The 17867-nt window shown below is 68.2% G+C and carries 18 protein-coding genes, 1 tRNA gene and 1 pseudogene; 12 read left to right on the top strand and 8 right to left on the bottom strand.

Features of this window, described 5'->3' with window-relative positions; all coding sequences use genetic code 11:
* Nucleotides 1-279 precede the first annotated feature (279 nt).
* The gene (locus tag A6302_RS09030; RefSeq protein WP_069306760.1) at nt 280-1179 is read left to right on the top strand and encodes a quinoprotein relay system zinc metallohydrolase 2; all 900 of its coding nucleotides are present in this window, start codon (nt 280-282) and stop codon (nt 1177-1179) included.
* 394 nt (nt 1180-1573) lie between these two features.
* Nucleotides 1574-2260, top strand: a complete 687-nt coding sequence (locus A6302_RS09025; protein ID WP_141703586.1) for a quinoprotein dehydrogenase-associated SoxYZ-like carrier — start codon at nt 1574-1576, stop codon at nt 2258-2260.
* Nucleotides 2261-2346: 86 nt separating this feature from the next.
* Here A6302_RS09025 and A6302_RS09020 read toward each other — a convergent pair whose 3' ends face one another.
* Nucleotides 2347-2703: a hypothetical protein gene (locus A6302_RS09020; RefSeq protein ID WP_210183298.1), complete on the bottom strand. Its 357-nt coding sequence runs from the start codon at nt 2701-2703 to the stop codon at nt 2347-2349.
* A 299-nt stretch (nt 2704-3002) separates the two neighbouring features.
* On the opposite strand from A6302_RS09020, the gene A6302_RS09015 reads away from it, so the two are divergent.
* Nucleotides 3003-4838, top strand: coding sequence for a DEAD/DEAH box helicase (locus A6302_RS09015; protein ID WP_069306757.1), 1836 nt, complete (start codon nt 3003-3005; stop codon nt 4836-4838).
* A gap of 310 nt (nt 4839-5148) precedes the next feature.
* Here A6302_RS09015 and A6302_RS22100 read toward each other — a convergent pair whose 3' ends face one another.
* From A6302_RS22100 to A6302_RS08995, 4 genes are all read right to left on the bottom strand, one after another.
* Complete coding sequence (locus A6302_RS22100) at nt 5149-5490, bottom strand: hypothetical protein (RefSeq protein WP_069306756.1); 342 nt, start codon at nt 5488-5490, stop codon at nt 5149-5151.
* A 340-nt stretch (nt 5491-5830) separates the two neighbouring features.
* A tRNA-Leu gene (locus A6302_RS09005) sits at nt 5831-5915 on the bottom strand.
* 125 nt (nt 5916-6040) lie between these two features.
* Nucleotides 6041-6556, bottom strand: coding sequence for a xanthine phosphoribosyltransferase (gene gpt / locus A6302_RS09000; RefSeq protein WP_069306764.1), 516 nt, complete (start codon nt 6554-6556; stop codon nt 6041-6043).
* Nucleotides 6557-6568: 12 nt separating this feature from the next.
* A complete protein-coding gene (locus A6302_RS08995) occupies nt 6569-7360 on the bottom strand; it encodes a competence/damage-inducible protein A (protein ID WP_069306755.1) in 792 nt (263 codons plus the stop codon).
* 235 nt (nt 7361-7595) lie between these two features.
* On the opposite strand from A6302_RS08995, the gene A6302_RS08990 reads away from it, so the two are divergent.
* The 9 genes and pseudogenes from A6302_RS08990 to A6302_RS08950 all read left to right on the top strand — a co-directional run bounded on the left by A6302_RS08990 (nt 7596) and on the right by A6302_RS08950 (nt 16512).
* A complete protein-coding gene (locus A6302_RS08990; protein ID WP_069306754.1) occupies nt 7596-9032 on the top strand; it encodes an MATE family efflux transporter in 1437 nt (478 codons plus the stop codon).
* 37 nt (nt 9033-9069) lie between these two features.
* Complete coding sequence (gene sfsA / locus A6302_RS08985) at nt 9070-9765, top strand: DNA/RNA nuclease SfsA (protein ID WP_069306753.1); 696 nt, start codon at nt 9070-9072, stop codon at nt 9763-9765.
* A gap of 23 nt (nt 9766-9788) precedes the next feature.
* Nucleotides 9789-10169, top strand: a complete 381-nt coding sequence (locus A6302_RS08980; protein WP_069306752.1) for a hypothetical protein — start codon at nt 9789-9791, stop codon at nt 10167-10169.
* Nucleotides 10170-10390: 221 nt separating this feature from the next.
* Nucleotides 10391-11221 (top strand): type I methionyl aminopeptidase, encoded by an 831-nt coding sequence (map, locus tag A6302_RS08975; protein WP_069306751.1) that lies wholly within the window; start codon nt 10391-10393, stop codon nt 11219-11221.
* 134 nt (nt 11222-11355) lie between these two features.
* The gene (gene radC / locus A6302_RS08970) at nt 11356-12060 is read left to right on the top strand and encodes a RadC family protein (RefSeq protein ID WP_069306750.1); all 705 of its coding nucleotides are present in this window, start codon (nt 11356-11358) and stop codon (nt 12058-12060) included.
* Between the two features lie 291 nt (nt 12061-12351).
* Nucleotides 12352-13821 carry a circularly permuted type 2 ATP-grasp protein gene (locus A6302_RS08965; protein WP_069306749.1) on the top strand — a complete coding sequence of 490 codons (1470 nt, stop codon included), beginning with the start codon at nt 12352-12354 and terminating at the stop codon, nt 13819-13821.
* Between the two features lie 30 nt (nt 13822-13851).
* Nucleotides 13852-14796 (top strand): alpha-E domain-containing protein, encoded by a 945-nt coding sequence (locus A6302_RS08960; RefSeq protein ID WP_069306748.1) that lies wholly within the window; start codon nt 13852-13854, stop codon nt 14794-14796.
* A gap of 11 nt (nt 14797-14807) precedes the next feature.
* Nucleotides 14808-15617 carry a transglutaminase family protein gene (locus A6302_RS08955; RefSeq protein WP_069306747.1) on the top strand — a complete coding sequence of 270 codons (810 nt, stop codon included), beginning with the start codon at nt 14808-14810 and terminating at the stop codon, nt 15615-15617.
* Nucleotides 15618-15772: 155 nt separating this feature from the next.
* Nucleotides 15773-16512: pseudogene (locus A6302_RS08950) on the top strand (proteasome-type protease).
* A 96-nt stretch (nt 16513-16608) separates the two neighbouring features.
* Here A6302_RS08950 and A6302_RS08945 read toward each other — a convergent pair.
* From A6302_RS08945 to A6302_RS08935, 3 genes are all read right to left on the bottom strand, one after another.
* Entirely contained in the window at nt 16609-16989 is a 381-nt protein-coding gene (locus tag A6302_RS08945) for a c-type cytochrome (protein ID WP_069306746.1), read from the bottom strand.
* 22 nt (nt 16990-17011) lie between these two features.
* Nucleotides 17012-17398 (bottom strand): Cu(I)-responsive transcriptional regulator, encoded by a 387-nt coding sequence (cueR, locus tag A6302_RS08940; RefSeq protein ID WP_069306745.1) that lies wholly within the window; start codon nt 17396-17398, stop codon nt 17012-17014.
* Between the two features lie 133 nt (nt 17399-17531).
* Nucleotides 17532-17801: an usg protein gene (locus tag A6302_RS08935; protein WP_069306744.1), complete on the bottom strand. Its 270-nt coding sequence runs from the start codon at nt 17799-17801 to the stop codon at nt 17532-17534.
* Between the last annotated feature and the right edge of the window lie 66 nt (nt 17802-17867).

Below are 17867 nucleotides of genomic sequence, written 5' to 3'. Positions count from 1 at the left end.
AAATTAAAGCGATTTAGTGCGCCCATTTCATAATCGGGCGCCGCCACGCGGGGAAAACCGGGCAGAATTGCCCGCCCCGCGCGCCACTGCGACAAATTGGCCTTGTGCCAGTTGGACGAAAGGAGAAGGCCGATGCCTGCCACCCCGACCGCATGCGATGCCTCCGCGCCCCCGCACGCCCCCGCACACTTCTATGGTGCATTGCACAAACGGAGTCGGCGTCCGCACGCTCTCCGGCAGGTCCTGCGGCAGGCGCTCGCGGCGGTCCTGACCCTTTCCATGCTCGCCCCCGCGGCATCGCGGGCGGCGGAGGACGAGATCCGCCCGCTCGCCGTCTCGCAGATCGCCCCCGGCGTCTTCGTCCATCAGGGCGTTCACGGGCTGATGACCGCCGAGAATGGCGGCGCGATCGCCAATGTCGGCTTCGTGGTCGGAGAGGACGCGGTGGCCGTGATCGACACCGGCGGCAGCCTGCGCGAGGGTCGCGCCCTGCTGGCCGCGGTGCGGGCGGCGACGCCGCTTCCGGTCCGGTATGTGATCAACACGCACATGCATCCGGATCATGTGTTTGGAAACGCGGCCTTCGAGGGCCTGGGCGCCGAGTTCGTCGGTCACGCGCGACTGGCTGCAGCGCTTGAGGCACGCGGGGCGCATTATCTTGCCGCCAACCGCGACCTGATGGGCGACAGGCTGCTCGCCGGCGTGCGAATCGTGCTGCCGAGCCAGCCGGTCGACGGCAGCGTCGCCGTCGATCTCGGAGGCCGGATCCTGCGGCTCGATGCCTGGCCGGTCGCCCATACCGACAACGACCTCACCGTTTTCGTGCCCGATGCCGGCGTGCTTTTCACCGGCGACCTCCTGTTCGTCGAGCATCTGCCCTCGGTCGACGGGTCGTTGCGCGGCTGGCAGAAGGTCATCGACAGCCTCCTGGCGATGCCGGTGAAGGCCCTTGTTCCGGGCCATGGTCCGGTGCCGACGGCCTTCCCCGAGGGCTTCGAAGCGGAGCGTCGTTACTTCGACGTGCTCGCCACGGATCTGCGTGCCGCCATCGACGCCGGCATCCCGCTGTCCGAGGCGGCGAAGACGGCCGGCCGTTCGGAGGCGGCGAACTGGGTGCTGTTCGACGAGTTCAACACGCGCAATGCCACGGCCGCCTATGCCGAACTGGAGTGGGAATGACACGCTGCCCGTGACGATGCGTCGCGCCCCGACAGTCATGCAGGGCCTTGGCGCGGCCGCAGACGGCCGCATGATCGCTCAGGGCAACATGCGGCACCGGAGGTGGCGCCCGATCCGGCGGCCCGAGAACCGATTCGTTTCACGTCTGCGTCATCGCCCGCGACTGCGGCGTGGCATCGGCCGGGTCTTGTGTTAGAGTTTGCTCAAATAAAGAGGCCGCGCGACGGCCGACATCGAGGGAGGTGACGACCGCCATGATCGCATCCGGACATCTGTTGCGCCGCGCGGCGCCTGTGATTCTCGCCCTTGCGCTGGCGACCGGCCCGGTCGCGCGGCGGAAGAGCCGACCGAGACCTGGACGGGCCTCGTCACCGACGTCTTCTCCGATCGGCCGATGCTGAATGGCGAGGGCATCATCACGCTCGGCGCGCCCTACCGCGCCGAGGATGCGGCGATCGTGCCGATGACCCTCGATTTCGCCCTGCCCGAAGGCGACCCGGACCGGATCGTCAAGGTCACGCTGGTGATCGACGAGAATCCGGCGCCGGTGGCCGCGACCTTCACGCTCGGCGAGACGGCCGCGGTCGGCCACATCGAGACCCGTGTGCGCGTCAACGCCTACACCAAGGTTCACGCCGTGGCGGAAACCGGCAACGGCCGCCTGTTCGTCACCGAGCGCTTCGTGAAGGCGTCCGGCGGCTGCTCGGCGCCCGCCAGCAAGGACCAGGCGCTGGCGCTGGCCGACCTCGGCCGCATGAAGTTCCGCGAGTTTCCCGCGGCGGCCGGCGGCGGTGACCTGCTGCGCGAGGCGCAGGTGATGATCAAGCACCCGAACAATTCCGGCCTGCAGCGCGACGACAATTCCTACGGCTACATCCCGGCCCGCTTCATCAACGAGTTGACGGTCAGCCAGGGCGACGAGATGATCCTGAAGATGGAAGGCGGCATCTCGATCTCCGAAGATCCGAACTTCCGCTTCTCCTACCGCTCCAACGGCGCGACCATCTCCGTGAAGGCCACCGACACCGACGGCGTCGCCTTCGACGGCACCTTCCCCCAGTCGGCCCGCAGCGGCACCTGATCCGGCTGTCCCGGCATCCGCCCACGAAAAAGGCGCCGTCCCCTGGGGGCGGCGCCTTCTGTCTGTCGGGGTGATCCGGCGAGAACTCAGAAGCAGCGCATTTCCGCTTCGGCCTGGGCCCGGCGCAGGTCGCCGATCGAGGCCTTGGATTCCTCGGTGGAGCGGAACACCGCGCCCTTTTCGCCGGAGACGAGGCCCATGCTGATGAAGGTCGAGGCCTCCTCGTAGCGCGTGTAGGGCACGATCGTCGCGATGACGTCGATCGAGCAGGAACAGCGCCTGAGGGAATCGACGGTCTCGCCGTTCACCTTCATGCAGCCGAACACGTAGTCGGCGCGCACGTCGGTCGGATAGTCGTTGATGAATTGCTGGGTCTGCCCGAGGGCCGGCGTCGCACCGACCGCTGCCGCACAGAACAACCAGATCGCAAGGCTAGCCTTCAAGGTTTTCCTCCCGGATCGATCTTGTCCGTCGATTGCCGCCGTGCCCCTCTTCGCGCCATCAATACAGGAGCCGGCCGAGGTCGCGGGTTACTTTTTCGTCATCTTGGCGACGGGCAAGTCTGCGACCATTCTGCCTGCTTGTACACCGCCCGTGCATTCCTGCCCTTCGCCGCCACGCGCGCGGAATCGTTGCGCCCGCGCCGGGAAGCCCTACGGCTTCGCCACGACTGCCGTGTTGAAACGGCCGAATTGCCCGAGGGCAACGCCTTTCCGGCGCGACATTGAAAGCATCCGTCTCCATGACCGACCTTGCGGCGATCTCCCCGCCCCTCTCCAGCGCGCTTGTCCGGCGCGGATATGACGCACTGACGCCGGTGCAGTCGGCGATGCTGGATCCGGCGCTCGCCGGCACCGACCTGCTCGTCTCGGCCCAGACCGGCTCGGGCAAGACCGTGGCCTTCGGCATGGCCATCTCGTCGGATCTTCTCAACGAGGCCGGCACCTTCCGCTTCGCGGTCGGCCCGCTCGCCCTCGTCATCGCGCCCACCCGCGAGCTTGCCCTGCAGGTGCGCCGCGAATTCGAGTGGCTCTATGCCGACACCCGCGCCGTGATCGCCTCCTGCGTCGGCGGCATGGACATGCGCAACGAGATTCGCGCGCTGGAGAACGGCGCCCACATCGTCGTCGGCACCCCCGGCCGCCTGCGCGACCACGTCACCCGCGGCTCGCTGGACCTCTCCGACATCCGCGCCGTCGTGCTCGACGAGGCCGACGAGATGCTGGACCTCGGTTTCCGCGAGGATCTGGAGTTCCTGCTCGGCGCCGCCCCCGCCACCCGCCGCACGCTGATGTTCTCGGCCACCGTGCCCTCGCAGATCGCCAAGCTCGCCCGCGAGTTCCAGCGCGACGCGAAACGCATCTCGCTGGCCGCCGAGCGCACCCAGCACGCCGACATCGACTATCGCCTGATGCCGGTGCTGCCGCATGAGCGCGAGAACGCGATCATCAACGCCCTGCTGCTGTTCGACGCCGAAAACGCCATCGTCTTCTGCTCGACGCGCGAGGCGGTGCGCCATCTGGAAAGCCGGCTCGCCAACCGCGGCTTTTCCGTCGTCGCCCTGTCGGGTGAACTCAGCCAGCAGGAACGCTCCGGCGCGCTGCAGGCAATGCGCGACGGCCGGGCGCGGGTGTGCGTGGCCACCGACGTCGCCGCGCGCGGCATCGACCTGCCGAATCTCGACCTCGTGGTCCATGCCGACCTGCCGTCCAATCCCGACACGCTGCTGCACCGTTCGGGCCGCACCGGCCGGGCCGGGCGCAAGGGCACCAGCATCGTGATCGCCCCGCAGCACCGCCGCCGCAGCGCCGAGCGGCTGCTGGCGCGCGCCAGCCTCACCTTCACCCCGATGATGCCGCCGAGCCGCGCCGACATCCTCGAGCGCGACCGCACGCGCCTGCTGGAAGATCCGGTGTTCACCGAGGCGGTCGGTCCGGACGAGTCGGGCTTCATCGCCGAGTTGCTCGCCCGGCACTCGGCCGAGGCGATCGCGGCCGCCTATCTGCGCCTTTACGAGAAGCACCGGCCGACGCCGGAATATCTCACCGAGATGACCATGCCGCCGCCCTCGGCCATGGTCGGCGAGCGGCCCGAGACGCGCTTTTCCGGCGGCACCTGGTTCCGCCTGTCGCTCGGCCGCGACCGCGGCGCCGATCCGCGCTGGCTGCTGCCCATGATCTGCAAGGCCGGCAAGATCACCAAGCGCGAGGTCGGCTCGATCCGCATCCTCGAGCGCGAGACCCGTTTCGAGATCCACCCCGAGAAGGCCGACGCCTATCTGCTCGCGATCACCCGCGGCGACGGCGTGGAAAAGGGCGTGACGATCACGCCGATGGGCCCGGGCGAGGACGGCGGCGCCGACGACGGCCCGCGCCGTCCGCGCACCGAGCGCCCCCGCCGCACGCCCGCGCCTGCCGGCGCCGAAGGCAGCGGCGAACGCAACTATGCCCCCCGCCCCCCGCGTACCGACAGCCCCAAGCGCAAGGACGGCCCGAAGCCGGGCGGCCCCTATGCCGGCCCCCATTCTGGCAAGCCGAAGCGCGACAAGCCGCGCGCCCCGAAGACCGGCCGCAGCTGAAACGCCGGCGTCGGTCCCCCGTGAGGCGACTGGCCGCAAAGCCACGAACAGAAAAGGCGAGGCGCCCGAAGCGCCTCGCCTTTGTCGTTTCCGGACGATGGGATGTCCGGACCGTGTGCTGTCGCCGAAGACCCGGCCGTCGTCTCAAGGTGTCATTCCCGGCCGTGGCGCGCAGCGCCGCGGGGAAGGGAATCCAGAAGCCAGCGACTGAATTCGAACGCTGCTTTCTGGATCCCCTTTCCTCCCCGAGCTGTCGCTCGCTCGCCGGGGATGACATCAGACCAGTCGATCGGCAGGGGGAGCGATCGTCTCAGACGAGTTTCTGCACGTCCGCTTCGAGCTCGGCCATGTAGGCGGCGAAGGTCTCGGGCTCGTGGAATGCCTTGGTCAGCTCGACGGCCCAGGTCGGGCGGCGCAGGGTCAGCTTCATGAAGGCGGTCGGCACGCCGATCTTGGCGATCAGGTGGTTGCTGACCTTGAACGGCAGGGCTTCCTCGACGAAGAAGTCGTTGCCCGGGTTCGCGGCATTGAAGGCCGCAAAGGCCTTCGCGGCCTCGGCATAGCTGTCGGACGCGACCAGCTCGTCGAGACGGGCGAGGAAGGCGGTGAGCGGCGTGCCCTCGGCACTGCGGATGGCGGCGGCTGCTGTCATGGCGAATTCTCCCCAAAAGGTTTGTTGGCGTGGTCGACATTATGCCACGTACCAGATGCCATATACCACGCGGCGACGCGCGGGGAGATGGATATCGGCGAGAGGCGGGTCAAGATGGGTGCTGTCAGGTTCGCAAGCGACTGCGCACCGCGGCCGGGCTCCGCCCCCCCCCCACCGTCCTCGCCGGGCTCGACCCGGCGATCCAATGGCCACACGGCATCCCCTGCAACGCGATGGAAAAACGCCGATATGACAGCCGGTTGGATCACTCCTTGCGGAGAGGCCAGTGGATTGCCGGGTCAGGCCCGGCAAGGACGGTAGAAAGGCTGAATTCAGCCTCTGGTGCGGGCGGCGGGGATCGAACCCGCAAGGCCGAAGCCGAGGGATTTTAAGTCCCTTGTGTCTACCGATTCCACCACGCCCGCGTGCGCCTGTTGTCCGACGGCGACCTTCGATCGGTCAAGCGGGGACGGCAGATGTCCATGCGACGAAGCGCTCCCGCAGCGACCCCAGCCGCCGCAAGCCCCACCCCGCGAACCAATCTTTCCCCCTACCCCAGCGTCCCCTTGCTGATCGGCGGCTGGAAGGTCAGGCCCATGTCCCAGGGGAAGTAGATCCACGTGTCCTGGCTGACTTCGGTGATGAACGTGTCCACCAGCGGGCGGCCCTTGGGCTTGGCGTAGACGGTGGCGAAATGGGCCTTCGGCAGCATTTCGCGGACGATGCGGGCGGTGGAGCCGGTGTCGACGAGGTCGTCGATGATCAGTACGCCCTTGCCCTCGCCGCCGCCGAGCGCGGTGATCTTCGGGTCGACGCCCTTCAGCACCACCAGCGAGCCCTGTTCCTTGTATTCGTGATAGCTGGCGACGCCGACCGTCTCGATCACCCGGATGCCGAGTTCGCGGGCGACGATCGCCGCCGGCACGAGGCCGCCGCGGGTGATGCAGACGATCGCCTCCCATTCGCCCTGGCCCGAAAGGCGCCAGGCGAGCGCGCGCGCGTCGCGGTGAAACTGGTCCCAGGAAACGGGAAAGGCCTTCGGCTGCGGGGGATGCTCGTCGCTCATCATGGGGTCCTGTCAGATGATGTCGGTGTGGTCGGGCGCGGCCACGCCCCGTGCGCCGGCCACTTGGGCCAGCATGGCGCGCACGGCGGCGGCGGCGCGGGCGAGCGCATCGCCATCGCGCGAGCGCACCACCAGCCGCGTGGAAAAGCCGGCGGCGGAAAATCGCGGATAGCTGCCGATCGTCACGTCGGGATGCAGCGCCTGGATCGCGCCCAGCGGCTCGGCGATCCAGCCCTCGCCGAACGGGCAGTCGATCGTCTCGGACACGATCACCCGGCCGGTGGTCAGCGTCGGCGTGATCGCCTCCAGCATCGCCTCCATGATCTTCGGCACGCCGGCCATCACGTGGACGTTGCCGAGGCGGAAGCCCGGCGCCTTGGAGACGGGATTGTCGATCAGGTCGGCGCCGGCCGGGATCCGCGCCATGCGCAGCCGCGCCGGGGTCAGGTCCTCGGGGCGGGCGTAGTGGGTGGAAAGGATCGCCCGCGCCCGCTCGTCGATGTCGATGGTCACGCCAAAGGCCGCGGCGATCGCGTCGGCGGTGATGTCGTCGTGGGTCGGGCCGATGCCGCCGGTGGTGAAGAGATAGGTGTGGCGGGCGCGCAACTCGTTCACCGCGCCGACGATGCGGTCCATGTCGTCGGGCACGACGCGGATCTCGAGGAGATCGATGCCAAGCTCGGTCAGCCGCGCCGCGATCGTGCCGGAATTGGTGTCGCGCGTGCGCCCGGACAGGATCTCGTCACCGATGACGAGAACGGCGGCGGTGACCGCGCCGTCTGCGGCTGCTCCCTCGGCGTTCACGGCGATCTCCCCCAGCGCTGCACGGCCGCGGGCAGAGGCCGGCGGGCCCGTCCCCCGGGGCATGACCCACGGAGCGTTCGATGCTCTCTAGAACATTTCGCGCGGCTGTGGAATGACCCGGAATGGCTGCCCGGCGCGGCCACCCGCGTCTTCGCCTTTGAATTTCGCGCCAAGGCACTCTAGAAGCCGGCAAGGCCGTCGCGCGCCGGCTGTTGCGCGCCAAGGATCCACCAGCGTGCCGGACGACATTCCCGCCGATCGGCCGGGCGCCCCTGCCCCGGCCGCCGCCCCGATTCCCCCGACGCCCTTCGCCCGGCACGTGCGCCGCACGCTGGTGCTCGCGCTGCCGATCGTGGTCTCGCGCGCCGGCGCCATGCTGCTGATCACCACCGACACGCTGGCCGCCGGCCATGTCGGCACCATGGAGCTCGCCGCCATCGCGCTCGGCCTGTCGCCCCAGCTGGTGCTGTTCATGGTGATGATGGGCGCCCTGCAGGTGACGGTGATGCTGGCCGCCACCGCGCAGGGCGAAGGCCGGCCGGAGCGGATCGGCGCGGTGCTGGTGACGGCGATCCTGCATGCCTTCGTGCTCGGCCTGCTGACGATCCCGCTCGCCTTCCTGTCGGAGGCCTTCTTCCTCGGCATGGGCCAGGAGCCGCAGCTTGCCGCCGAGGCCGGCGCGGTCGCGATCACCTATGTCTGGGGCGTCCCCGGCTTCATGGCCTTCCTCGTCACCGCAATGGTGATCGAGACCGCCGGCAAGCCGGCGGTGGCAACCGCGATGATCCTTGCCGCCAATGCGCTCAACATCGGCCTCGACGCGCTGCTGGTGAACGGCCTGTTCGGCGTCTTTCCCGAAACCGGCGCGGTGATGGCGACGGCCACCACCTCGGTGCTGCGCTGGGGCCTGATGCTTGCGGCCTTCGCCTATGTGCTCGTGCTGGCGCGGCGCCGGGGCGACCCGTGGCGCCTGCTGCCGGCCCTGAGAAATATCGGCAATCAGCTGCGCACCGCCGGCGGCGAGAACGGCCGGATCATGCGCCGCCTCGGCCTGCCGATGGGCCTTGCCCAGGGCGTGGAAAGCGCCGCCTTCAACACGCTGGTGATGATGGCCGGCCTGATCGCCCCGGCCGTGCTCGCCGCCCATCAGGCGACCATGACGGCGGTGACGCTGTCCTACATGACGGCGGTGGGCTTTGCCGGCGCCGCCGCCATCCGCGTCGGCAATGCGCTGGGCGCCCGGAATGCCGCCGACGTGCGCCGCGCCGCGTGGACGGCGATCGGCTTTGGCGGCGGGACGGCGCTGGTCAGCGGTCTCCTGCTGTTCACCCTGCCGCGACAGATCGCGCCGCTGCTCGCCAGCGACCCGGCGCTGCTCGGCCCGCTCGCCGACGCGCTGCGCGTTGCCGGCGTGGTGGTGATCTTCGATTCGATGATGGGCGTGTCGCTCGGCGTGCTGCGCGGCGTCGGCGATGCCTGGCGGCCGCTGATCCTGCAATGCCTCGCCTTCTGGCTGGTGGCGATCCCGGTCGCCTGGCTCTGCACCCTGCGGCTCGATCTCGGCGCCGCCGGCCTGCAGATTGCCATCCTGTCCGGCGTCGCCGTGTCCTTCCTGCTGCTCGCCCTCAGGATCGTCGACCGGACCCGCCACCTGCCGGGCGTGGCGCGCTGAGGACACTCGTCTCACTGCCTTCTGAAGGAAGCGTCCCATGCGATTTGCCGCCCCGCTCGTCACCGGCCGACTGGTCAAACGCTACAAGCGCTTCCTCGCCGACGTGATCCTCGACAGCGGCGAGGAGGTGACCGCCCATTGCGCCAATCCCGGCTCGATGCTGGGGCTCAACCCGGCGGGCGCGCGGGTCTGGCTGTCGCGCTCGGATGATCCGAAGCGCAAGCTGCCGTGGTCCTGGGAGATCCTGGAGGTGGACGGCGGCCTCGTCGGCATCAACACCGGCCATCCCAACGGCCTCGTCGCCGAGGCGATCGCGGCCGGCAGCATTCCGGAGCTTGCCGGCTATCCCCTGCTGCGCCGCGAGGTGAAATACGGCCGCAACAGCCGCATCGACATGCTGCTTTCGGGCGGCGGCCGCCCGGACTGCTATGTCGAGGTCAAGAATGTCCACCTGATGCGCCAGCCGGGCCTTGCCGAGTTTCCCGACAGCGTGACCGCGCGCGGCGCCAAGCATCTGGCCGAACTCGGCGACATGGCCGAGGCCGGCTTCCGGGCGGTGATGGTGTTCCTCGTCCAGCGCACCGACTGCGACCGTTTTGCCCTCGCCGCCGACATCGACCCCGCCTACGCCGCCGGCTTCGAGATCGCCACCCGGCGCGGCGTGGAGACCCTCGTCTACGCCTGCGACATCACTCCGGAGGGGATCGAGGTCACGCGGCGTATCGCCGTCTGAGGCGAAGGCAGGGAGCGCAATCGATGGCACGGCGCGCGGACAGTGGCGAGCATTACGTCATCGGCCTCTGTGACGCGATACTCGGCCGGACGGCCGAACGCCAGAAGCGGTTCGCATTCCTGCTCGGCGACCCGGGCCGCACAGGCCGGCGGGTGCGGCTCCCAGTCGATGCCTGGTATGCGGATCTTGCGCTCGTCATCGAGTATCACGAGCGCCAGCATGGCGAGGCGGTTCCGCATTTCGACAAGCCGGGGCGGCTGACGGTGAGCGGCGTCCATCGCGGCGAGCAGAGGCGGCGCTATGATGCGCGCAGGGCGAGCATGTTGCCGGAGAACGGCATTGCGCTCGTCGTCATCCGTCACGACCATCTGGTCGTCGACCCTCGCGGCAGGCTGCTACGCTAGGCAGAGGAAGACCGGATTCGCCTCCGGCACCTTTTGACGACAGAGCGAATTGTCTTGCCCCTCCGTGACACCCACACGCGGCAAGGATAGCTCACGAGCGAGGATGAAAATCCCCGCGGGAAGGGCTATATCGGGGGAAAGGCGGAGCGATCGGCAGGACCGGTGCGACCCGCCACCCGTACCGATCCCCGGCCCCGCGCCGGCCCTCGCATGGAACGATCATGGTCACCTACGTCAGCGCCGAGACGGCGCCGCTTCGCAACACCGGCAGCATCCGGCTCTACGGCCCCGAGGGCTTTGCCGGCATGCACCGCGCCGGGCGCCTCGTTGCCGAATGCCTCGATGCGCTCGTCGACATCGTCCGCCCGGGCCTTGCCACCCAGGCGATCGACGACTTCGTCCGCGATTTTGCGAACGACCACGGCGCGCTGCCCGCGACGCTGAACTACCGCGGCTACACCAAATACACCTGCACCTCGATCAACCATGTGGTCTGCCACGGCATTCCCAACGAGAAGCCGCTGCGCGAGGGCGACATCGTCAACATCGACGTGACGCTGATCGTCGACGGCTGGCACGGCGACGCCAGCCGCATGTATGGCGTCGGCCCGGTCAAGCGGGCGGCCGAGCGGCTGGTGGACGTCACCTACGAATCCCTGCTGCGCGGCATCGGGGCCGTGCGGCCGGGCAACACCACGGGCGACATCGGCGCGGCGATCCAGACCTATGTGGAAGGCGAGCGCTGCTCGGTGGTGCAGGATTTCTGCGGCCACGGCCTCGGCCAGCTCTTTCATGACGCGCCGAACATCCTGCATTACGGCCGCCCCGGCACCGGCGTGGAACTGCGCCCCGGCATGATCTTCACCATCGAGCCGATGGTGAACCTCGGCCGGCCGCATGTGAAGGTCCTGTCCGACGGCTGGACCGCCGTGACCCGCGACCGCTCGCTCTCGGCCCAGTTCGAGCATTCGGTCGGCGTCACCGACACCGGCTGCGAGATCTTCACGCTTTCGCCCAAGGGCCTCGACAAGCCGCCGATCATCGCCGCCTGACGCGGACGGACGCGTCTGAAACCGTGCGTTGATGCCGAATCTGGTCCAGACTGCACCAGGGGCATCGACATGCGCCGTCCCGGCTCCCGGCCGGGCGGCGCCGAACGATGCGGCGGGTCTGCGATGGAGCGGGAATGGGCGGCTTCGACGACGACGGCAAGACGAACCTCCCGCACTATCACGGTCACCGCGACCGGCTCCGGGCGCGTTTCCGCGAACAGGGCCCGGCGAGCCTCGTCGACTACGAACTGCTCGAACTCCTGCTGTTCCGCAGCATCCCGCGGCAGGACACCAAGCCGATCGCCAAGGCGCTGATCGCCGCCTGCGGCTCGTTTGCCGAGGTGATCGGAGCCTCCGAGGCGCGGCTGAGGGCGGTGCCCGGCGTCGGCGACGCGGTCGTCACCGATCTCAAGCTGGTCCACGCCGCCGCCCAGCGGATGATTCGCGGCGAGGTGATCGGTCGCACCGTGCTCGGCACCTGGTCCAGCGTCATCGACTACTGCCGCGCCGCCATGGCCTTCGAGGAGAAGGAGCAGTTCCGCATCCTGTTCCTCGACAAGAAGAACGCGCTGATCATCGACGAGGTGCAGCAGGTCGGCACCGTGGACCACACGCCGGTCTACCCGCGCGAGGTGGTCAAGCGGGCGCTGGAACTGTCGGCGACCGCGATCATCCTCGTCCACAACCACCCTTCCGGCGACCCGACCCCGTCGCGCGCCGACATCCAGATGACCCGCCAGATCATCGACGTCGCGCGCCCGCTCGGCATCGCCGTGCACGACCACATCATCGTCGGCCGCGACGGCCATGCCAGTCTCAAGGGCCTGCAGTTGATCTGAATGCGGGCAGCGCCTGCCCATTCGGTGGCTGCGTTTCCCGTCAAACTGTCTACTATGATCGCAACGCCCAAAAAACCGGCGCGAATGCGGGAATGCAAATGCCTAATCGGCGCCCTTGCGCACCTGCATCCTTTCCCGGTTAGTATAGGCCGACGAACACTCGCGGCGACGCAGGGCCTTGAAAGATCGCGAAGAACCGATCGCGGCGCGCGGCGTTTGAACAAGGTGGGAGGCTTTACCGGTGCGTGCGGTCCGCGGCGCCGGCAGCCTCCCTTTCAAGGAGGCAGGGGAATGGCGGGATCGGTATTCGACGAGATGAACGGCGTCGACGGCGCGTGCCGCTCGGCCTACGGTCTCGTCAAGTCGTGGCTCGAGAATGCCGACCCCGCCGTGATGAAGCAGCGCCAGCAGGAAGCCGAATTCCTGTTCCGCCGGGTGGGCATCACCTTCGCGGTCTATGGCGACGCCGCCGCGGAGGAACGGATCATCCCCTTCGACATCGTGCCCCGAGTGCTCAACGGCGGCGAGTGGAACACGCTCTCGCGCGGCCTCGTCCAGCGCGTCAAGGCGCTGAACATGTTCCTCGCCGACATCTACGGCCCCTGCGAGGTCGTCAAGGCCGGCATCATCCCGCCGGACCTCGTCTACCAGAACCCGGCCTTCCAGCCGGCGATGGTCGGCGTCAAGCTGCCCCACGACATCTTCGTCCACATCGCCGGCATCGACGTGATCCGCACCGACGACAAGGACTTCTACGTCCTCGAGGACAACGCCCGCACGCCGTCCGGCGTCTCCTACATGCTGGAAAACCGCGACGTGATGATGCGGCTGTTCCCGGATCTGTTCGCCGAGCACCAGATCCGCCCGGTGGAGAACTACCCGGACGAACTGCTGGCGACGCTGCGCTCGGTCGCCCCGAACTCGGCGCCCGCCGAACCGACCGTGGCGCTGCTGACGCCCGGACCGTTCAACAGCGCCTATTACGAGCATTCCTTCCTCGCCGACCGGCTCGGCATCGAGCTCGTCGAAGGCCGCGACCTGTTCATCAAGGACAACGTCGTGTTCATGCGCACGACCCAGGGTCCCAAGCGCGTCGACGTGATCTATCGCCGTCTCGACGACGACTTCCTCGATCCCCTCGCCTTCCGGCCGGACTCGATGCTCGGTGTGCCGGGCCTGATGAGTGCCTACCGCGCCGGCAACGTCACGCTCGCCAATGCGGTCGGCACCGGCGTTGCCGACGACAAGGCCGTCTACACCTACATGCCCGACATCGTGCGCTTCTTCCTCGGCGAGGAGCCGATCCTCAAGAACGTGCCGACCTGGCGCTGCCGCGAGCCGGACTCGCTGAAATACGTGCTCGAGCACCTGCCCGAGCTGGTGGTCAAGGAAGTGCAGGGCTCCGGCGGCTACGGCATGCTGGTCGGTCCCAAGGCCGACCGCGCGACCATCGAATCCTTCGCCGAGAAGCTCAAGGCGGCCCCGGACGACTTCATCGCCCAGCCGACGCTGGCGCTCTCCACCTCCCCCACCTTCGTCGGCGAGGGCGTGGCGCCGCGCCACGTCGACCTGCGCCCCTTCGTCCTGTCCGGCGCCGACAGGATCCGCATCGTGCCCGGCGGCCTCACCCGCGTCGCGCTGAAAGAGGGATCGCTGGTCGTCAACTCCAGCCAGGGCGGCGGCACCAAGGACACCTGGGTCATCGAGGAGCCCTCCGGCCAGACACAGAGCCAGAGCCAGACACAGAGCCAGTCGCAGTGACGCCCAGACCTTCGTGACCGGAGTGAATTCATGCTTTTGAGCCGCCATGCCGACAGCCTCTTCTGGCTCGCGCGCTACATGGAGCGGGCGGAGAACGCGGCGCGCATTCTCGAGACCGCCTCGCGCCTCGCCTCGGTGCCGAACGGCGACTCGGTCGACCGCAACGAATGGCGGGCCGCGATTGTCTCGACCGGCTCGCAGGAGGCCTTCGACGCGCTGTTCGACGAAGCCAGTCCCTCGGCGGTGATCGAGTTTCTCGCCTTCTCGCCGCAGAACTCGTCGTCGATCCGCTCCTGTTTCGAGACGGCGCGCAACAACGCCCGTTCCGTGCGCACGGCGCTGACCATCGACGTCTGGGAGAGCATCAACTCCACGTGGCTGGAGCTGAAGCGCTACCAGGGCAGCGGCATGTCGCGGCAGGAACTCGGCACCTTCCTCAATTTCGTGAAGGAAGCCTCGCTGCGCTTCGACGGTTCGGCCTATCGCACGATGCTGCGCAACGACGCCTACTATTTCCTGCGCCTCGGCTCCTATATCGAGCGCGCCGACTTCACCGCCCGGATCCTGCTCGCCCGCAGCCAACTGTTCGACCCGGAGCGCGAGACGATCAGCGGCAGCCTCGAATATTACCAGCTCTCGTCGCTGCTGCGCTGCGTGTCGTCGCTGACCAGCTATCACTGGGTCTACCGCGAGAGCCTGCGCCCGCACCTGATCGCCGACCTGATGATCATGCGCGAGGAAATGCCGCGCTCGCTGGCCAGCTGTTATGAAAACATCGCACGCTTCCTCGACAATCTCGCCCGCGACTACGGACGCCACGGCAAGAGCCAGCGCTCCGCCCGCAAGACGTTGAGCCGCCTGCAGGAAGCCGACCTGTCGGCCCTGACCCGCTCCGGGCTCGACGGCTTCCTCTCGGAATTCATCGACGAGAATGGCCGCCTCGGCGCCGCGATCGGCGAACAGTATCTGGGGTAACGGCCGTGTCCATGCGCCTGAAGGTGTTCCACGAGATCACCACCACATTCACCAAGCCCGCCAGCTACGTGATCCAGAAGCTGCGCATCAGTCCGCGCACCCAGGGCGGCCAGTATGTCCGCGACTGGCGGATCGACATCGACCACGACTGCCGGCTGGAAAAGGCGAGCGATTCCTTCGTCAACCACACCCACACCTTCACCATCGAGGGACCGGTCGACAGCGTGACGGTGACGGCGACCGGCGACATCGACGTCGACGACACCAGCGGCGTCGTCGAGCGCGGCCCCAAGCAGCTGCCGCTCGGCCTCTACCTGCGGACCACGCCGCTGACCGAACCGGATGCGGCGATCAGGGCGCTGGCCGAAGAGATGCGCGGCGAAGGTGCGAGCCCGCTCGACCATTGCCATGCGCTCATGGCCGTCCTCGGCGAGCGGATCGCCGATGCCGAAGCCAGCGTGAATCCGGCCGACGTCGGCCCCGCCGCAAAGGTCCTCGCCGCCGGCAAGGGCTCGTCGATCGACGTCGCGCATGTGTTCATCACCGCTGCCCGCATCCTCGGCCTGCCCTCCCGGCTGGTGTCGGGCTACATGTACGATCCCGACCATCCCGAGCGCGGCAACCGCGCCTGGAGCGAATGCTACGTCGAGGATCTCGGCTGGGTCGGCTTCGACCCGCTGTTCGACCGCTGCCCGACCGATTCCTACATCCGGATTGCCTGCGGCCTCGACTGGCTCGGCGCCTGTCCGCTGCGCGGCTCCTCCACCGGCCTCGGCGACAGCCACACCACCAGCCGCGTGCGGGTCTCGCCGGCGCGGTGACGCCGTTTCCCCAGCCGCCATCTCCGTTCCGGAGAAGAAATTCCGCCTGTATGAATTGCCGATTCGACTATCCCTCGGGCATGCCGGCACGTTAAATCGCGCCATGGCTGGTCCGGGCGCGCGTCGCCTTCGGGCCGAGGGGGAGAAAACCGGAAATGACCTATTGCGTCGGGATCCTGGTGCGTGAGGGCCTCGTCATGATTGCCGACACGCGCACCAACGCCGGCCTCGACAACATCGCCACCTTCCGCAAGCTGCATGTCTTCGAGAAGCCCGGCGAGCGCATGGTGGCGATCGCCAGCGCCGGCAATCTCGCCGTGACCCAGGCAGTGGTGTCGCTTCTCCAGGAAGGTTTCCAGACCGAGGAGCATGGTCCGGTCGAGACGATCTGGTCGCAGCCGTCGATGTTCAAGACGGCGCAGTTCGTCGGACGCGCCGTGCGCGAGGTCTACCGCATTGACGGGCCGGCGCTGGAGCAGAACGGCGGCAGCTTCGAGGTGTCGATGCTGCTCGGCGGCCAGACCGCCGGCGCCGGCTGCGGCTGTTCATGATCTACCGCGCCGGCAACTTCATCGAGGCCACCGAGGACACCCCCTACCTGCAGATCGGCGAGCACAAATACGGCAAGCCGATCCTCGACCGCGCCATCACCTTCGGCACGGTCATGGAGGACGCGATCAAGATCGGCCTGATCTCGATGGATTCGACCATGCGCTCCAACCTCGGCGTCGGCATGCCGATCGACCTGATCACGGTGCGCCGCGACGAGGTGAAACACGACATCCACTACCGGATCGAGCCGGGCGAACCCTATTACCACGACCTGCGCGAACGCTGGTCGGCGGCGCTGCGCAAGGCCCACCAGAACATCCCGCGCCCGCCCTACGGCGGCTAGAGCATCGGCCCGAAAAGTGGATTGCCGCTTTCGGAAAAGCCGATGCAGATCAACGATCCAAAGCACCGTATCAAGTCTTCTATCTGATCCGGAGCTCTAGAGCGGGTTCGCCGCCTGCATCGCCCGGGCATAGGCGACGATCCGCGCCGCATCGGCGGGGTCGAGCCCGTCGACCGGCGCCATGGCCGGGTGGCGGCCGCGGGCCGGGGCACCCTGCAGCATCGCAGCCGTCCAGCCGGCGTCGTCGAGCGTCCGGAACCGCGCGCCCAGAAGCGCGGGGCCGTGCTCGCTGCCGACAAGGTCCAATCCGTGGCAGTCGGAACAGCGCTGGGCATAGACGAGCGCGCCGCGCCGGGCCGCGTCGTCGAGCCGCGCCGGCGCCACGGTGGCGTCCCCGGCCGGCTTGTTCGTGCCGGACAGGAAGCCGTCCAGCGAGCCGATCGCGATCATCGCGACGACAATCCCGATGTAGATCACGAGATGCTTCGCCGCATCCCCGTCAGCCGGCCGAGAGATCGTCGAGGATCGGACAGTTCGGCCGATGGTCGCCGTGGCAGGCGCGGGCGAGACCGGTCAGGGTCTGGCGCATCGACTGAAGCTCGGCGATCTTCGCCTCGATCTCGGCAATGCGCGCCTCCGCCAGCGCCTTCACGTCGGCGCTCGCCCGGCCGCTGTCCTCGTAGAGCGACAGGAGATGGCGGCAGTCCTCGATCGAGAAGCCGAGGCCGCGCGCCCGGTGCAGGAAGCGCAGCTTGTGCACGTCGGTCTCGTCATAGTCGCGATAGCCGTTGCCCCGCCGCGACGGGCGGATGAGGTCGATTTCCTCGTAGTAGCGGATCGTCTTTGCCGGAAGGCCGGAGCGTTCCGCCGCCGTGCCGATGTTCATCTTCGCCGTCCTCTCGGGCGCCTGCCCCGCGGCCGTGCGGGTCGCCCTTCCGCCGGATGCGTCCGGCAGGTGTCAGCACAAAGATAATCATCACCGCGCCGGATCGCCAGCCGTAGCAGTCGACCGGGACCGCTCAGTGCAGCAGGAAGTCCGCGTCCACCTTGCGCCACAGCCGCGGGCCGATCAGATGCAGGTGCCCGACCTCGACCGAATGCAGCGGTCCGTCGAGTTTCGTGTGCCAGAAATCGAGGAAGCGCTTCAGTTCGGGAAACTCCGGCGCGAGATCATACTGCTGCCAGACGTAGCTCTGCAGGATCGCGGGGTGGTCGGGCAGATGATAGAGGATGTTGGCGGTCGTCAGCCCGTAGCCTTGCAGCTGACGGCGGAATTCGCTGGAAACCATGGCCTTCTCCCTGGCTGTTGCCACGTGGCCGGCATCGCTTCGGCCAAGTCCGATTAAAGCGGCCAC

Origin of the sequence: Methylobrevis pamukkalensis (assembly GCF_001720135.1) — a bacterium.
GTDB lineage: Bacteria > Pseudomonadota > Alphaproteobacteria > Rhizobiales > Pleomorphomonadaceae > Methylobrevis > Methylobrevis pamukkalensis.
This window is presented reverse-complemented; position numbering and strand designations above follow the sequence as displayed.

Coding starts and splice junctions, on each gene's coding strand:
- sfsA (WP_069306753.1), top strand. CDS start 9,070: ATGCGATTTGCCGCCCCGCTCGTCACCGGCCGACTGGTCAAACGCTAC.
- radC (WP_069306750.1), top strand. CDS start 11,356: ATGGGCGGCTTCGACGACGACGGCAAGACGAACCTCCCGCACTATCAC.
- cueR (WP_069306745.1), bottom strand. CDS start 17,398: ATGAACATCGGCACGGCGGCGGAACGCTCCGGCCTTCCGGCAAAGACG.
- A6302_RS22100 (WP_069306756.1), bottom strand. CDS start 5,490: ATGACAGCAGCCGCCGCCATCCGCAGTGCCGAGGGCACGCCGCTCACC.
- A6302_RS08960 (WP_069306748.1), top strand. CDS start 13,852: ATGCTTTTGAGCCGCCATGCCGACAGCCTCTTCTGGCTCGCGCGCTAC.
- A6302_RS08980 (WP_069306752.1), top strand. CDS start 9,789: ATGGCACGGCGCGCGGACAGTGGCGAGCATTACGTCATCGGCCTCTGT.
- A6302_RS08935 (WP_069306744.1), bottom strand. CDS start 17,801: ATGGTTTCCAGCGAATTCCGCCGTCAGCTGCAAGGCTACGGGCTGACG.
- A6302_RS08965 (WP_069306749.1), top strand. CDS start 12,352: ATGGCGGGATCGGTATTCGACGAGATGAACGGCGTCGACGGCGCGTGC.
- A6302_RS08955 (WP_069306747.1), top strand. CDS start 14,808: ATGCGCCTGAAGGTGTTCCACGAGATCACCACCACATTCACCAAGCCC.
- gpt (WP_069306764.1), bottom strand. CDS start 6,556: ATGAGCGACGAGCATCCCCCGCAGCCGAAGGCCTTTCCCGTTTCCTGG.
- A6302_RS09030 (WP_069306760.1), top strand. CDS start 280: ATGCTCGCCCCCGCGGCATCGCGGGCGGCGGAGGACGAGATCCGCCCG.
- A6302_RS09025 (WP_141703586.1), top strand. CDS start 1,574: ATGCTGAATGGCGAGGGCATCATCACGCTCGGCGCGCCCTACCGCGCC.
- map (WP_069306751.1), top strand. CDS start 10,391: ATGGTCACCTACGTCAGCGCCGAGACGGCGCCGCTTCGCAACACCGGC.
- A6302_RS09015 (WP_069306757.1), top strand. CDS start 3,003: ATGACCGACCTTGCGGCGATCTCCCCGCCCCTCTCCAGCGCGCTTGTC.